The following is a 15,158-nucleotide window of genomic DNA, read 5'->3' as shown; positions in this document are numbered from 1 at the left end:
CTCACGATGCGATCCATTGAAGCAGACAGTCGCACAGTTCATGACGCGGGCGCGGCCGGGCGCGCGTTCTTCAGCAACACGGCATTGATGCTGCGCGCGGCCGGCGTCGGCAAGACCTTCACGCTGCATGGCCAGGGCGGCGTGCGGATCGACGCGCTCGCGGACGTCTCGCTCGAAGTCGCGCGCGGCGAATGCGTGGTGCTGGTCGGGCCGTCGGGCGCGGGCAAGAGCACGCTGCTGCGCTGTCTGTACGGCAACTATCTCGCCAGCACGGGGTCGATCGAGATTCGCGACACAGCGGATCATGGCCAACCCGTGTCGATCACCGGTGCCGAACCGCGCGACGTGCTGCGCCTGCGCCGCAATGTGGTCGGCTACGTGAGCCAGTTTCTGCGCGTGATCCCGCGCGTGCCGACGCTCACGCTCGTCGCCGAACCGCTGCTCTCGCGCGGCGTGGCCGAAGACGAAGCCCGCGCGCGCGCCGCCGCGCTGCTCGCGAGGCTCAACGTGCCGCAGCGGCTGTGGACACTCGCGCCCGCCACCTTCTCGGGCGGCGAGCAGCAGCGCGTGAACATCGCGCGAGGTTTGATCGCCGGGCATCCGCTGCTGCTGCTCGACGAACCCACCGCTTCGCTCGACGCGGAGAACCGCGACGTGGTCGCCGAATTGATCGTCGAAGCGCGCGAGCGCGGCGCGGCGATTGTCGGTATCTTTCATGACGAAGAGACGCGCAGCAAGGTCGCAACCCGCCGTCTCGCCTTGCAGCCGCCACGGCGTCACTGAACGATTGATCGACGGGCGCGAAAACGGCACTAGAATGGACCAGCGGACGGCGATGAGAGACTTACCGCATACGGCAACAACACCCGGGTTCGATAAAAACGGAGCAAGTCGATGTTGATCAGGAACGCACGCATCGTGACGCGAGACGAAGCATTCACCGGCGTGGTGCGCGTCGAGGACGGCGTGATCCGCGAGGTCGCGCGCGGCACGACCGCGGCGCGCGAAGCTGAAGACTGGGACGGCGATTATCTGCTGCCCGGTCTGATCGAGTTGCATACGGACAATCTCGAGAAACACCTCGCGCCGCGCCCGGGCGTGCAATGGAATACCGACGCCGCGTTCGTGATCCACGACGCCCAGGTGGCGGCCGCGGGCATCACCACCGTGTTCGACGCGCTCGCGATCGGCTCGCGCTCGAACGTCGGACTGCGTGGCCGCGATGTGCAAACGCAATGCGCCGATTCCCTGCTGCGCTTTTCCGCACGCAAACTGCTGCGCGCCGAGCACTTTCTGCATCTGCGCTGCGAGATCGCCACCGCCGACGTGATCGAGGTGTTCGATTCGCTGTGCACGCATCCGCTGTTGCGGCTCGCGTCGGTGATGGATCACACGCCCGGTCAGCGTCAATGGCACGACCGCGAGCAATGGCGCCGCTTCCAGGAGCGCGAAGGCAAGCTGAGCGACGAACATGTCGCGGCCGCGCTGGCCGAACTGTCGGTCGAACAGGAACGTTATGCCGATGCGCACCGCCGCGAGATCGTCGCGCGTTGCCAGCGGCTCGGCATTCCGGTGGCGAGCCACGACGACACGCTGATCGAACACGTCGAACAGGCGAAGGCCGAAGGCATCGTGCTCGCCGAATTCCCGACCACCCGCATTGCCGCCGAAGCCGCGCGCGCGCACGGCATCTCGACCATCATGGGTGCGCCGAATATCGTGCGCGGCGGCTCGCATTCGGGCAACGTGTCGGCGCTCGAACTCGCGAAGGTGGATCTGCTCGACATCCTTTCGTCGGACTACGTGCCGTCGAGCCTGCTGACGGCCGTGTTCGACCTCGTCGACAAAGCCGGCTGGACGCTGCCGCGCGCAATGGCGACGGTCTCCGCCGAACCGGCGCGCACCGCCGGTCTGCACGATCGCGGCGCAATCGAAACGGGTTTGCGTGCAGACTTCGTGCGCGTGACGATGCTCGACACGCTGCCGGTGCCGCGCGCGACTTACCGCAGCGGGACACGGATCGTTTGATGAGGTGACTGGAAAGCGCGCCGCGCAACGCGAGCTATCCGCAAGCGCCACATATCGAACGCGTGCTCGCGCCGCGTCCTGCCTCACGTCGACAACGGCACGCGCTCCGGCTCGTCCGCTTCGAACCACGCGGGGTGACGTTCGGCGATCGGTCCGAGCGACATCAGAATCTCGCGCAGATGGCTGCGCATCGCGTCTTCGGCGGCGCTCGGGTCGTGCGCGCGCAAGCCGGCCAGAATCCTGGCGTGCTGCCTGATCAGCAGATCGAGCGGCGACACGTCGGGCAGGCTCAGATAGCGCACCCGGTCCATTTGCGCCTTGATGTCCTGAATCGTTTCCCACGCAGCCGTGCAGTCGATCGCCTGGGCAATCGCATAATGAAACGCCTCGTCGAGCGCGAGAAACGCAGCCGTGTCGTTCGACTTCGCCGCCAGCTTCTGCTCGCGCAGATTATCGGCGAGCGCCTGCAATTGCTCGTCGGTGATCGAGACCGCCGCCTTGCGCACCACCGCGGTTTCGATCGCTTCGCGAATGAAGCGCCCTTCGCGTACCTGGCGCGGCGAAATCCGCTTCACGAACGTGCCCCGCTGCGGCAACACCTGCAATACGCCAGCTTCGACCAGTTTGATGAACGCCTCCCGCACGGGCTGCCGCGACACCTGAAACATGTCGGACACTTCCTTCTCCGAGAGCGGTGTGCCCGGCACCATCTGTCCGACGAAAATCGCCTCACGCAATGCGCGGAAAATCTGCTTGCCGATCGGCTCATGCGAATCGAACGAGACGTTCGCGGTCAGATCAGGCAGTTGGGCAGACGCCCCACCCTGCGCGCTCGCGCGGCGTCGCGTGCGGCGCGCGACGAGCGCCGTATCGGCGGAGAGAGACAATTCGTTGGTGAGCAGGTTCTTGGTCGGCATCGGGCAGAGCAGCGGATAACAGCGAATCGATCGCGAAAGAGCGCGGATATCAGGCACGCGCGCGACAAGCCAGCGACTCCTGCCGCGCACCGCACCATACTACCATGCACGTTTCATCGCCAACGGCCTCGCATGCGGCTCGCGAATCCACACCAGCGAACACACCGCGCCGAGCACGGCGACCGCGCCCGCCAGCACGAAGGCGCTGCCGTACGCACCGTGCGTCGCCTCGACGATAAAGCCGGTCACCGCCGGCCCGATGACGCCGGCCAGATTCGCCAGCAGATGCACGAAACCGCCCACGCCGCCGACGTGTTCGCGCGGCACGGTGTCCTGGATCACTGCCCAGTACACCGCGCCCGTCACGTACAGGAAGAAGATCGACACCGACATCAGCGCGACCGCGCCCTGTGTGCTGGCCACACGCCCGGCCAATGCGACGCACACCGCGGCGGCGCCGAGACAGGTGCCGAGCACGATCTTGCGCGACAGCAGCGGTTTGCCGGTCAGCCGCAGGATCAGGTCGGAGATGAAGCCGCCGGCCGCGAGCCCGACGCTACCGAGCAGCCATGGAATCATCGTCGCGAAACTCATGTCGCGCAGGCTCAGGTGATGCGCCTCGGTCAGATAGGTCGGGAACCACGACAGGAAGAAAAACAGCACGTAGTTGTATGAGAAGAACGCGAAGGCGGTCGCGAGGATGATCGGCTTGCGCAGAAAGTGGCCGAGGCCGAGCTTGCCGCCATCGGCCGAATGCGAGATTGCATGCTCGTCCGCCTGGCCCGCCCGGATCAGGTCCAGCTCGTGAGATGTGACGCGCGCATTCTCGTGCGGATGTTCGGTCGTCGTGATCGACCACAACACGAGCCACGCGAGCCCGAACAGCATGATCGCGACGAACGCCCAGCGCCAGCCGAACTGCACCGCCATGAAGCCGACCACCGGCCCGGCCAGCGCGCCGCCGAGCGGCGTGCCCGAACTGATGACGCCGATGGCGCTCGCCACTTCCTTGCGCGGAAACCAGTTGTTGACCATTTTGCTGTTGGACGAACTGAACGGGCCCTCGCCCATGCCGAACAACACGCGCAGCACGATCAGCGAGCCGATGCCGCTCGCCAGCGCGGTCGCGCCGCAGAATACCGACCACACGCCCATCGCGGTGCCGAACACGCGCTTTGCGCCGACTTTGTCCGACAGCACGCCGCCGACAAAGTTAAACAACGCATAGCCGATAAAAAAGCTGCTGAACACCACGCCCATTTGTGCATGCGAGAAGTTCAGGTCTTTCTGGATCAGGGGTGCGGTGATCGACAGCGCCGCGCGATCCAGATAATTGATCACGCCTGCCAGAAACAGCAGCGCGACGACAAACCAGCGTTGACTCTTGATCATCAGGCGTCTCCTATGTCGGCTGGAGTTAGCGCTTTAGCGCTTACTCCAGCCCCATGCAAAGCTGTCGGCTCGAGTTAGCGCTTTAGCGCTTACTCCGGCCCCATGCAAAGCTGTCGGCTGGAGTTAGCGCTTCAGCGCTTACTCCAGCCCCTCCTGGGATGGATCCTCGATCCGCCTCTTCGCGGGCGTTCGGACCACCTTATAAGTTCGATTCACCGCATCGAGCATCGGGCATCGGACATCGCGCGTGCGAAGCCCCATCAAGCAGCGCGGCTCAGTCGAAATTCAGATGAACCTTCATCGACTGCGAGCGGTCCAGCGCCACTTCGAACGCGTGGTTCGCGTCGCTCATCGCGAACGCATGCGTCATCAGCGGGCGCAAGTCGAGTTTGCCGGAGGCGATTTCGTCGGCGGCAATCGCGTATTCGGTCGTAAAGCGGAACGAGCCTTGATAGCGGATTTCCTTCGCCATCACCAGGTTCGCGGCCACCGGCGATTGACCGGCCGGCAGGTTGCCCACCTGAATTACCGTGCCGCCCGCGCGCGCCGAACGCAGCGCCGTGTCGAGACCCGCGGGACTGCCGGAGGCTTCGATGACCACGTCGAAGGTGCCGCGCTGCGCGGACCACTGCTCGATCGCGGCGGAGTCGGCGGCGTTCACGGTCTGGTCCGCGCCGAGTTGCTGCGCGACCCGCAATGCCACGTCGGACAGATCCAGCGCCACCACACGATGCGCGCCCGCGCGACGCGCGACACTCAGCAGAATGCAGCCGATCGGCCCGCAGCCGATCAGCAGCACGCTCGCGCCCACCAGCGAGCCGGCCTGCTTCACTGCGTGCAGCGCGACGGCGAGCGGCTCGGCCATCGACGCCTGCGCAAAGTCGACGCCATCCGGCACCGGCACGCATTGCCGCGCCGCCACGACAATGTACTGGCGGAACATGCCCTGCGTATGCGGAAAGGTCGACGCGCTGCCCATGAAGCGCATGTTCAGGCAATGATTCGGCATGCCGCCAACGCAAAAGCGGCATGTTCCACACGCGAGGCCGGGATTAACCGCGACGCGTTGACCCCGTGCGAGAGGCAGCAGTTCGCCGCTCACGCCTTCGCCGAGTGAATCGATTTCGCCGGCCACCTCGTGACCGAGCACGAACGGCTCGCGCACCACGAAGTCGCCACTCTTGCCTTTGAAATAGTACGAAAGATCGGAGCCGCAGATGCCGCCGGCTCGCACCCGCACGCGCACCTGGCCCGGGCCGGGCTCGGGCGGATCGACCTCGTCGATACGGATCAGTTTGGGTTCGTGAAGCACTGCTGCCAGCATGATGGACTCCGGTAGGGCAAAGCTTGCGCGCTCAATGCTGCGCGACAGAAGAAGACGGGGATGAAGACGCGAAGGCTTGCGCGGCGCCATGCGCGTCGGTAGAACCGGCGCCGCCCCAATCGTGAAGGTCGCCGTGACGGCGCAGCGGCGCGGTTTCCGGCAACGCGAACAGCGACGCGGCCGACACGATGCCGAGCACGGCCACGTAGGCGATCAGCGCGAGCGAACTGCCGTGTGTGGCCTGAATCAGCTTGACGGCGAGCAGCCCCAGCACGCCGCTGCCAAGCAGCGAGCCGATCTGCCAGATCAGCGCGATACCGCTGCAACGCACGCGCGCTGGGAACAGCTCGGGGAACAGCGCAGCTTGTGGCGCATAGCAAAGGCTGTGGCCGACGCTGATCGCGAGGATCATCACGAGCTGCACCGCGCCGCGATTGCCACTGTCGATCGCGAAGAAGAACGGCACCACGAGCGCGACATGCAGCAAGGCGCCCGCGATGAACGTCGGACGGCGGCCGATGCGGTCGGACAACGCGCCCGCCAGCGGTATCGTCAGGAGTTCGAGCGCCACGGCGACAATCACCGTCTGCAGCAACATGCTTTGCGCGATACCGTGCGCCTTGCCATACGCGAGCACGATCATCGTGTACATCGCGAACGTGCAGGCCTCGATCAGTTTCGCACCGACGCCCTTGACGATGGTCGGGCCGAACTGCCGCACCACTTCCACCACCGGCCGCGACGCCACGGCCTTGGTGCGCTGGATCGTCGCGAAGATCGGCGACTCTTCGGTGCGCAGGCGGATATACAGGCCGAGCGCAACCAGCAGCGCGCTGGCGAGAAACGGAATGCGCCAGCCCCAGTCGAGCAGTTGCGCGGGCGTCAGCGTGGCGGAAAGTAGCGCGAACAGGCCGGACGGAATCAGGAAGCCGGCAGGCGCGCCCAACTGCACGAGACTCGCGAAAAAGCCACGCCGCGCGGGCGGTGCGTATTCCGCGGTGAGCAACACGGCACCCGCCTGCTCGCCGCCCACCCCGAAGCCTTGCAGCACGCGAATCAGGATCAGCGCGACTGGCGCCCAGATACCGATCGACTGATAGTCCGGCAGCAAGCCGATCGCGAATGTGCCAAGCCCCACGATCAGGATCGTGACGATCAACGCCTTCTTGCGGCCGACGCGGTCGCCGAAGTGGCCGAACACGATGCCGCCCAGAGGCCGGGCCAGGAAGCCGACCGCATAGGTGGCGAACGCGGCGAGCGTGCCAATCAGCGGGTCGGCGGCGGGGAAAAATTTCTGGCCGAACACCAGCACGGCGGCGGTGCCGTAGACGAAGAAATCGTAGTACTCGGCCGCGGTGCCGATGGTCGACGCGAAGGCCACGCGCCGCAGCATGGCGCTGCTGGCCGGCGCGGCGCCTGTTGGGCGGGCTGGTTTCAAACGTGTCTCCATGATCTTTTCGTTAGTTAGTTGAGCGGATCGAATCGATCGGGCTCACCGGTTCACCAGTTCCACAGCGTGCCGTCTTCGAGACGCGCCACCGGCAGGTAGGCCGGGTCGTACGGATAACGCGCGGCCGCCGCTTCGTCGATGTCGACACCGTGGCCCGGCGCTTCGCCGGGATGCATCATGCCTTTGTCGAAGCGCCATGCATGCGGGAATACATCGAGCGCTTCCTCGGGAAAACCCATGTATTCCTGCACACCGAAGTTCGGCACCCACAGGTCGAAATGCAGCGCCGCGCCCATACAGACCGGCGACAGATCCGACGGCCCGTGGCAACCCGTACGCACCTGGTATAACGAAGCGAAATCCGCGATGCGCCGCAAGTGGGTGATGCCGCCCGCGTGCGTCAGCGTCGCGCGGATGTAGTCGATCAACTGCTCCTCGATCAGCTGCTTGCAATCCCAGATGCTGTTGAAAACCTCGCCGACCGCGATCGGCGTGACCGTATGCTCGCGAATCAACCGGAAGCCGGCCTGGTTTTCCGCGGGCGTGGGATCTTCCATCCAGAACAGACGATACGGCTCGACCGACTTGCCGAGGCGCGCGGCTTCGATCGGCGTCAAACGGTGGTGCACGTCATGCAGCAGATGCGTGTCGAAGCCGAACTTGTCGCGCACCGCTTCGAACAGCTTCGGCACGAAGTCGAGATACTTTTCCGACGACCAGCTCTGCTCTTCCACCGCACCCTTGGTGGCCGGCTCGTACATGCCGCTGCCTTTCGACACGCCATACACCGAGCGCATGTTCGGTACGCCGCATTGAATGCGGATCGCCTGATAACCGGCCTCGATATGTTCGGCGTAACGGTCGAGCGCTTCGGGAATGTCGCGTCCGGTGGCATGGCCGTACACCATCACGCCTTCACGCGACGCGCCGCCGAGCAGCCTGTACAAAGGCATGCCCGTGACCTTGCCGAGGATGTCCCACAGCGCCATGTCCACCGCGGCGATCGCCGTCATCGTGACGGGACCGCGCCGCCAGTACGCCCCTTTGTACAGGAACTGCCAGGTGTCTTCGATACGGCCGGCATCGCGGCCGATCAGCAGCGGGCACACGTGATCCTTCAGATACGACGCGACCGCCAGTTCGCGACCGTTCAGCGTTGCGTCGCCGATGCCGTGCACGCCCTCGTCGGTGACGATTTTCAGCGTGACGAAATTGCGGCCGGGGCACGTGACGATCACGTCGGCGCGAACGATCTTCATGACTTCTTCCTTGCAAAGACGATTGGCGAGCCGCGCGCATGGCGAACATGCATGACGCAGGTGGCTCGCGATTTTCATGTCGTTGACGAACGCTGGCGAGAACTCTGACTGAGTCGAAAATCAGACTCACCCGACTGTCTCAAACCGTTTGAACGATGCTACCATACAAGTATAGCGAGTCGTCAAATCAGGGTTTTCCCGCTGAACGGTGTCGTTCCGAAGCCGTCTTATGCCCCAACCGAGCCACCTGGATTTCATTACATGAGTTCCGCCGCCCCACTGTCTCCCTTGCCGCGTCTGTCCCGCGACGCGCTGCCCGCACTGTCCACGCATCTGCTGTCGCCACCATGGCGCGAGCCGCGCATCGGTATCGTTCATCTCGGCATCGGCAACTTTCATCGCGCGCACCAGGCGCTGTATACGGAAGAAGCCATGCTCGCCGAAGGCGGTGACTGGGGCATTTGCGGCGTGACGCTGCAAGGCGACGTCGGCAAGCGCGACGCGTTGATGGAACAGCAGGGTCTCTACAGTCTGGTCGAACGCGGCCCGGCGGCCGTGAAGGTCACCGTGCTGCGTGCGCTGCGCGAAGTGCTCGCAATGCCCGTCGATCGGACCACGCTGTTCGCGCGCCTCGCGGATCCGGCGGTGCGAATTGTCTCGCTGACCGTCACGGAAAAGGGTTACTGCCGCGATCCGAAAACCGGCGAGGTCGCGCTAGACGATCCCGCCATCGCGCACGACCTGACCCACCCGCTCGCGCCGCGCACGGTGCCCGGCATTCTCGTCGCGGGATTGCGCGCGCGGCGCGACGCCGCGAACGGCAAACCGTTTACCGTGCTGTCGTGCGATAATCTCGCGCACAACGGCGCCGCGCTGCGCCAGGTGGTCTGTTCGTTTGCGCGGCAACTCGATGCCGCGCTGGCCGACTGGATCGCCGCCGAAGTGCCGTTCCCTGCCACGATGGTCGACCGCATCGTGCCGGCCACCACCGACGCCGAGCGCGCCACCGCCGCCGGACAACTCGGCTATCGGGACGCCGCGCCCGTGCCTTGCGAGCCGTTCCGGCAATGGGTCATCGAAGATCGTTTTCCGCACGGACGTCCCGCGTGGGATGCGGTTGGCGCGCAACTCGTCGACGACGTCACGCCGTTCGAGCTAGCCAAACTGCGCATGCTGAACGGCACGCACTCGACGCTGGCCTATCTGTCGATGCTCGGCGGCTTCGCCACCATCGACGCAGCGATCGGCGACACCGCGATGCGCGCTTTCATCCACGCGATGATGACGGAAGAAATCGCGCCGACGCTGAGCATGCCGGCATCGTTCGATCTCGCCGGCTATCGCGACGCTCTGCTCGAGCGTTACGCGAACCCGGCGCTGAAGCACCGCTGCGCGCAGATCGCGATGGACGGCAGCCAGAAGCTGCCGCCGCGCCTGCTCGCGACGATCGCGGCGCGCATCGAAGCGGGCCAGCCTTATCGACGGCTCGCGCTTGCGGTCGCGGCATGGATGATGTTCCTGCGCGCTCAGGCCGACGACGGCACGCGTTACGAGATCAGTGATCCACTCGCTGACAGATTGACGGCGCTCGCGGCGTCGGCGCATGGGGAACCCCGGGCGTTGATGGACGCGCTGCTCGCGGTGCGGGAAGTGTTTCCGGCGGATCTCGCCGGTCATGTGGAGTTCAGGGCGACGCTTTATCGCGCGCTGCAATTGCTGAAGGAAACCGGCGCACGGGCGGCAATCGCGGCGTTGCAATGAATCGTTGGATCGAGTAGCGGCGAAGGCGTGAACCGCTACGGCAGGCGCTTCAGTGCATCACGCTTGTCAGCCGCCTCAAGCGGTCGGCTCGGACTCGCGCCCTTGCGTCGCGCCTTCGCTAGCCCGCGCTCGCGCGAGCGCAGCCCGCTCGACTTCCTCGGCCTGTTCGCGCCGGCGTGCTTCGAGCACATCCTGATAGCGCAGATACGCACACCGTCCGCCGGATTTGGCCGCGTACATCGCCGCATCGGCATTGAGCAGCAGTTCCTCGGCCGTGCCGCTGTCGTCCGGAAACTGGCTGATGCCGATGCTCGCGCCCACCGTCATACGGTGCCCGTCCATCAGCAGCGTTTCGTTCAACGCGTCCATCATGCGCGCGGCGATGCCGGGCGCGGCCTGGGCGACCCGCGGCCCTTCGATCAGCACGATGAACTCGTCGCCACCGAGCCGCGCCACCACGTCCGCGGCACAGAGCACCTGCTTCAGGCGCCGCGCCACTGCAACGAGGACCTTGTCACCGACCGAGTGACCGAACTGGTCGTTGATCTGCTTGAAACGGTCGAGGTCGACGAATAGCACGGCAAGCCCTGCGTCGTGCAGCTTCGCCTCTTCGATCGCGCTTTCGAGCTTCTGCATGAACAGCATGCGATTCGGCAATCCGGTCAGCACGTCGTGCGTGGCGAGATGCACGAGCTCGCGCTGTTTCGCGTGCAGCGCGTCCATTTGCGCCCTGATCTCGCGGCGCAGACGATCGAAGCAACGCGCGAGCACGCCGATCTCGTCGGTGCGTTTGAGCGGCAGCGTGTTCATCGCGTGTTCGGCGAACAGGTGCGTCGCCGCGTGCGCGAGCAGTTGTAGAGGCTTGGTCACGGCGCGCGCGAACAGAATGGCCAGCAGCACCGCGAGGCCGCTGAAGATCAGCACCATGCGGATGATCTGGTTGCCGAGCAGATGCGCGCCCGACAACACGTCGTCGAGCGGCTTGGCCAGGCCCAGCACTATGAAGCGGCTGCCCTCGGAGCCGCCGAACGGCCTGCGCACGAATGCGAGCACCTGGCCGGCCGCCTGCCTCGGCCGCGCAAGGCCGTTCACCAGCACTTCGTTGTGCGCCTGCTCGAAGAGCGGCCTCGTCACCGGGAAGCTGTCCTGCATCAGCACGCGCCGCCCGCGATCGAAGCCGAACGTTTTCGACGCGTCGGGATGAACCAGGAAGTCGCCCCATTCGTTGGCGAGATAGACCTGATAGTCGCTCGGCAAATCGCTCTGCAAGCGCTTGAGCATACCGGCGAGATCGACATCGATCACGACCACGCCGACCACGTTGCCATTGGCGTCCGCGATCGGCGTGCCGAGCCGCAGCGTCGGCTTGCCCTCGGCGGCATGCGTGCCGTACTCGTGATTGACCGAAATCGGCGACGTGTAAATGCGGCCGGGCGCAAACGCCAGCGTCTCGAACACGTATGCGAACTGGCCTTTTTCCTGCAACTTGCTGCCTTCCACTCGCACGAGGCCGTCCGCGTCGCGATCGAAGCGGATCAGTTCGAGCCCGTAATGCTGCCGAGTGATCAACCGGATTTGCAGGTATTCGTGGTGATGCAGCATGAAGCTCGAATAGACCTGCGCGAGCCGCTCGCGTCCACCGTTCGCGTGGAAGCCGTCGTCGCTTTGCGCGACGCTCGCCGACGATGGCATGGTCGCGAGCACCAGCGCGTCGGCGCCGACATCGTCGATCGACGCGGCAAAGCGCTGCCCCAGCAGTTCCGTCGACGTCAGCAGACTGCGCTCGGCTTCGTTGACCAGCATCGTGCGATTCGCGTGGTACGCGTAATAGCCGGTCGCGCCGGACGCGAGCACGCCGATGCACGCAAGGAGCACCGATAGCTTGGAGGTCAAGCCGGGCCGTAACATCAGAAGCGCTCCGACCGGTCGCCGGATACGATGCGGGTCCACAGCTCCTCGCGCCGCTGAATGTCTTCCACCGGGCCGATCCAGACGATGTGCCCGGTGCCGCTGTGCTCCGCGGGCGCCGTCAGCGTGTTGGCCAAGCCCTGGCGTTGCGTGAGCAGCGCGCTCACGTCCGGTTCGAGCATGTAGTTGATCCATGCGAGCGCGAGCGGCCGGTCGCTCGCCGCGCGCGTCATCGACCAGCAATCGAGCCACGCGAGCGCGCCCTCGTCGGGAATCACGTAGCCGACGTCCGCGCCCGCGCGGCGCAGCAATTCGACCTGCTGCGTGCCGTAATTGCCGAACATCAACGCAACCCTGTGGTGGATGAAGAATGCGGTCGCTTCTTCGGGCAACGTGTAATAGGTCAACAGATTGCGGCGCAAATCGACGAGCTTGTGGGCGATCGTGCGCATTTGCGCGGCGTCGAGCTGAAACGGATGCGGATAGCCGAGCGCCAGCGCCGTGAACGAGAAGTTGTGCTGGGCGCTGTTGAAGTCGAGCACCTTGCCGCGGTACTGCGGATTCCAGAGCTCGCGCATCGAGTGCGGCGCGACCGGAATCTGCTTGCGGTCGTAGATGAGCCCCATCGACGAATACGTGAACGGGATCGCGTAGACCTTGCCCGCCGAGGTCAGTCCTTCAAACGAGCCCAGCGCCTGAAAACGCGGCAACTGTTTTTTTGTGTTCGGCAGGCTTGCCAGATCGAGCGGCGCCAGCAGATTCGCCTGCGTATAGCGGCGGATTTCGGCGGTATTGGCGGCGAGCACGTCGAAAGGCGGCGCGCCTTTTGCATGCATCTGGGCCCACAGCGCCTCGTCGGAGTCGACCAGTGTGACTTCGACCTTCGCCTCGTAGCGCTGCTCGAACGCCCTCACCACGTCGGCATCGGCGTAACCCGGCCATGCGAGGACGCGCAGTACTTTCTCCGCGGCGTGAGCGGGTGCGGGCAGCCAGAAGCCCGCACCGCACGCGACGCCGAGCACAAGCGTCAATGCGCCGCGTAAAACGCCACGATGTAGTAAATGCGCGCGTGCCAAGGCAGAAGCGGCTGCAGTTTGCCGTTGAAAGAACTGTTTTAAACAGCGCATTTCGCCCGCCATTAACATCATATGCATATACAACACCGTTTAGCAGAAGGCCGTTGGACGAGCGCAAAAAACGCGTGGCATCTGGCCCGCGACCGGTGCTCGGTGACTTTCTCCAGACAGATACGCCTGCCATGCCGCTCTCGCCGGCGAACGCAGGGAGCACCGATGATAGCGCCAAAGCAATATTTTTTTGCCGCTGAACGGGCCCGGCGTCGAAAAAGAGCCCGTCAGTGGCAACGCGGCCAATCCGCTTATTAACGTTTAACGACAATTCGGTGCGCAATCTTTAATCCGCGCCTATCGATTTTTAAAGATTCGGGCGATAACGGTAATCACCCGTTAACGAGGCGTGGTAAATAACGCCGCCCGAATTCGCCAATACAGCGCGACGAATAGTGGCGAGCGCGCCACATCTAAAGAAGCGCGGCGCCGATGCCGATAACCATGACTTGTCCCAATGCGCCGCCGGCGGTCGCCGTGCGGGCCGCCGGCCGGGTAGCCGATGAGCCGAACAGAAACAGACGATGCGCGTGAGAAAAACCGAGTGGATGGGAGTGGCCGTCGTGGCCGGATCGATAGCCTGCTTCGGCGGCTGGCTGCAAAGCGAAATGACCCTTGCGGCGCTGGCGCGCATGCAGCGCGACACGCCGGACGCGCACGGCGCCTGCGCGGGTATGAGCGCGCGGGAAACTGAAATGATGGGCAAGGGCGAGCTGTGGTGCGGCACGATCGGGCGGGACGGGGGGACGCATTAGGGAAAACGTTGAGCGATCGAGTGAGCTGGCGGACTGCGGGGGCGGCGACGCTTACCATACGGACCGCACCAGCAACCCCAGCCACACCCATAATTAGCCAACTTCATTACTACGTCATTACGCAGCAACCCAACCGCGGCGAGCCCCGAATCACAACCCCGGCAATCCCGCCCGCGCCCCCATCCCCACCATATTAGCGCTTTAGAAGCTACCCTCTCGCGCCATCCGGTGTTTTACTAACTACCCAATCTTTTTGAACTGATAAGCTTGGCGCGCGCTGCTGACCGCCCCGGCCGGCAGCTTCAACCCAAGCCCGCCGTAAGTCACGGACGGGTATCCCGCAGCGCTACAACCGCGCGCGGGAGCATTTGAACTACACCGAGGAGTTAAATAGTGAAAAAACTGCTAGCGGCTTTGACGGTTGCTCTGCTTGCCACCGTCTCGATTGGCGCACACGCTAAAGATTGGTCCACGATCCGTTTTGGCGTTGATGCCAGCTACCCCCCGTTCGAGTCCAAGGGCGCGGATGGCAAGCTCGTTGGCTTCGATATCGACCTCGGCAATGAAATCTGCAAGCGCCTGGATGCCAAGTGCGTGTGGGTCGAAAACGACTTCGACGGCATGATTCCCGCGCTGAAGGCGAAGAAGTTCGACGGCGTGCTGTCGTCGATGTCGATGACGCCGCAACGCGCCGAACAGATCGCGTTCTCGTCGAAGCTGTTCAACACGCCGACGCGTCTGGTCGCGAAGAAGGGTTCGGGCATCCTGCCGACGGCCGAGTCGCTCAAGGGCAAGTCGGTCGGCGTCGAACAGGGCACGATCCAGGAAACCTACGCGAAGACGTACTGGGAACCGAAGGGCGCGAAGGTCGTGCCGTATCAGAACCAGGATCAGGTCTATGCCGACCTGCTCTCGGGCCGTCTGGATGCAGCGCTGCAAGACGCGGTGCAGGCTGAAATCGGCTTCCTGAAGACGCCGCGCGGCGCGGGCTTCCAGTTCGTCGGCAAGGACCTCGTGGATCCGAAGATCCTCGGCAACGGCGCGGGCATCGGCATGCGCAAGGAAGACACCGATCTGAAGGCGAAGGTCGACAAGGCGATCGCCGACATCATCAAGGACGGTACGTACAAGAAGCTCGAGAAGAAGTATTTCGACTTCGACGTGTACGGCAGCTAAATCAGCGGCTGAGTCCGTCACGCGCGTCCGATGACGCGCTGTCCGGCTGGCAGAAACGGGC

Annotated in this window: 12 protein-coding genes; 5 read left to right on the top strand and 7 right to left on the bottom strand. The window is 64.5% G+C overall.

The genetic code is table 11. The features are described 5' to 3' along the window. Window positions 1-6 precede the first annotated feature (6 nt). Both phnL and B0G69_RS22460 read left to right on the top strand, forming a co-directional pair. Complete coding sequence (gene phnL / locus B0G69_RS22465) at window positions 7-783, top strand: phosphonate C-P lyase system protein PhnL (protein WP_121321125.1); 777 nt, start codon at window positions 7-9, stop codon at window positions 781-783. A 111-nt stretch (window positions 784-894) separates the two neighbouring features. Further along, the gene (locus B0G69_RS22460; protein WP_121321123.1) at window positions 895-2,028 is read left to right on the top strand and encodes an alpha-D-ribose 1-methylphosphonate 5-triphosphate diphosphatase; all 1,134 of its coding nucleotides are present in this window, start codon (window positions 895-897) and stop codon (window positions 2,026-2,028) included. 83 nt (window positions 2,029-2,111) lie between these two features. Here the strand turns inward: B0G69_RS22460 and B0G69_RS22455 are convergent, their stop codons facing one another. From B0G69_RS22455 to manD, 5 genes are all read right to left on the bottom strand, one after another. Continuing rightward, window positions 2,112-2,945, bottom strand: a complete 834-nt coding sequence (locus B0G69_RS22455) for a GntR family transcriptional regulator (protein ID WP_121321121.1) — start codon at window positions 2,943-2,945, stop codon at window positions 2,112-2,114. A gap of 99 nt (window positions 2,946-3,044) precedes the next feature. Continuing rightward, on the bottom strand, window positions 3,045-4,337 hold the full coding sequence (locus tag B0G69_RS22450) for an MFS transporter (protein ID WP_121321119.1): 1,293 nt from the start codon (window positions 4,335-4,337) through the stop codon (window positions 3,045-3,047). Between the two features lie 274 nt (window positions 4,338-4,611). Next, window positions 4,612-5,661 (bottom strand): L-idonate 5-dehydrogenase, encoded by a 1,050-nt coding sequence (locus B0G69_RS22445; protein ID WP_121321118.1) that lies wholly within the window; start codon window positions 5,659-5,661, stop codon window positions 4,612-4,614. 31 nt (window positions 5,662-5,692) lie between these two features. Then, window positions 5,693-7,099, bottom strand: coding sequence for an MFS transporter (locus B0G69_RS22440; protein WP_241991436.1), 1,407 nt, complete (start codon window positions 7,097-7,099; stop codon window positions 5,693-5,695). 62 nt (window positions 7,100-7,161) lie between these two features. Continuing rightward, window positions 7,162-8,370 carry a D-mannonate dehydratase ManD gene (gene manD / locus B0G69_RS22435; protein ID WP_121321113.1) on the bottom strand — a complete coding sequence of 403 codons (1,209 nt, stop codon included), beginning with the start codon at window positions 8,368-8,370 and terminating at the stop codon, window positions 7,162-7,164. Between the two features lie 261 nt (window positions 8,371-8,631). On the opposite strand from manD, the gene B0G69_RS22430 reads away from it, so the two are divergent. Further along, window positions 8,632-10,131 carry a mannitol dehydrogenase family protein gene (locus B0G69_RS22430; RefSeq protein ID WP_121321111.1) on the top strand — a complete coding sequence of 500 codons (1,500 nt, stop codon included), beginning with the start codon at window positions 8,632-8,634 and terminating at the stop codon, window positions 10,129-10,131. A gap of 75 nt (window positions 10,132-10,206) precedes the next feature. On the opposite strand, the gene B0G69_RS22425 is transcribed toward B0G69_RS22430, so the two are convergent. Further along, window positions 10,207-12,039, bottom strand: coding sequence for a sensor domain-containing diguanylate cyclase (locus tag B0G69_RS22425; protein WP_121321109.1), 1,833 nt, complete (start codon window positions 12,037-12,039; stop codon window positions 10,207-10,209). Continuing rightward, the gene (locus tag B0G69_RS22420; RefSeq protein ID WP_121323825.1) at window positions 12,039-13,193 is read right to left on the bottom strand and encodes an extracellular solute-binding protein; all 1,155 of its coding nucleotides are present in this window, start codon (window positions 13,191-13,193) and stop codon (window positions 12,039-12,041) included. The genes B0G69_RS22425 and B0G69_RS22420 overlap by 1 nt, the downstream gene beginning before the upstream one ends. A gap of 497 nt (window positions 13,194-13,690) precedes the next feature. Here B0G69_RS22420 and B0G69_RS22415 point away from each other — a divergent pair, with 497 nt between their 5' ends. Beyond that, window positions 13,691-13,921: a hypothetical protein gene (locus tag B0G69_RS22415; protein WP_121321107.1), complete on the top strand. Its 231-nt coding sequence runs from the start codon at window positions 13,691-13,693 to the stop codon at window positions 13,919-13,921. A gap of 393 nt (window positions 13,922-14,314) precedes the next feature. Beyond that, on the top strand, window positions 14,315-15,097 hold the full coding sequence (locus B0G69_RS22410) for an ABC transporter substrate-binding protein (protein ID WP_121321105.1): 783 nt from the start codon (window positions 14,315-14,317) through the stop codon (window positions 15,095-15,097). Window positions 15,098-15,158 lie beyond the last annotated feature (61 nt).

The sequence above is a fragment of the Paraburkholderia sp. RAU2J genome (assembly GCF_003634845.1).
In the GTDB taxonomy this organism is placed as follows: domain Bacteria; phylum Pseudomonadota; class Gammaproteobacteria; order Burkholderiales; family Burkholderiaceae; genus Paraburkholderia; species Paraburkholderia fynbosensis.
This window is presented reverse-complemented; position numbering and strand designations above follow the sequence as displayed.

What these genes read in the sequence shown, in the direction of transcription:
- manD (WP_121321113.1), bottom strand. Translation starts at nt 8,370, where the DNA reads ATGAAGATCGTTCGCGCCGACGTGATCGTCACGTGCCCCGGCCGCAAT.
- B0G69_RS22445 (WP_121321118.1), bottom strand. Translation starts at nt 5,661, where the DNA reads ATGCTGGCAGCAGTGCTTCACGAACCCAAACTGATCCGTATCGACGAG.
- B0G69_RS22420 (WP_121323825.1), bottom strand. Translation starts at nt 13,193, where the DNA reads ATGCATATGATGTTAATGGCGGGCGAAATGCGCTGTTTAAAACAGTTC.
- B0G69_RS22425 (WP_121321109.1), bottom strand. Translation starts at nt 12,039, where the DNA reads ATGTTACGGCCCGGCTTGACCTCCAAGCTATCGGTGCTCCTTGCGTGC.
- B0G69_RS22455 (WP_121321121.1), bottom strand. Translation starts at nt 2,945, where the DNA reads ATGCCGACCAAGAACCTGCTCACCAACGAATTGTCTCTCTCCGCCGAT.
- B0G69_RS22460 (WP_121321123.1), top strand. Translation starts at nt 895, where the DNA reads ATGTTGATCAGGAACGCACGCATCGTGACGCGAGACGAAGCATTCACC.
- B0G69_RS22415 (WP_121321107.1), top strand. Translation starts at nt 13,691, where the DNA reads ATGCGCGTGAGAAAAACCGAGTGGATGGGAGTGGCCGTCGTGGCCGGA.
- phnL (WP_121321125.1), top strand. Translation starts at nt 7, where the DNA reads ATGCGATCCATTGAAGCAGACAGTCGCACAGTTCATGACGCGGGCGCG.
- B0G69_RS22430 (WP_121321111.1), top strand. Translation starts at nt 8,632, where the DNA reads ATGAGTTCCGCCGCCCCACTGTCTCCCTTGCCGCGTCTGTCCCGCGAC.
- B0G69_RS22450 (WP_121321119.1), bottom strand. Translation starts at nt 4,337, where the DNA reads ATGATCAAGAGTCAACGCTGGTTTGTCGTCGCGCTGCTGTTTCTGGCA.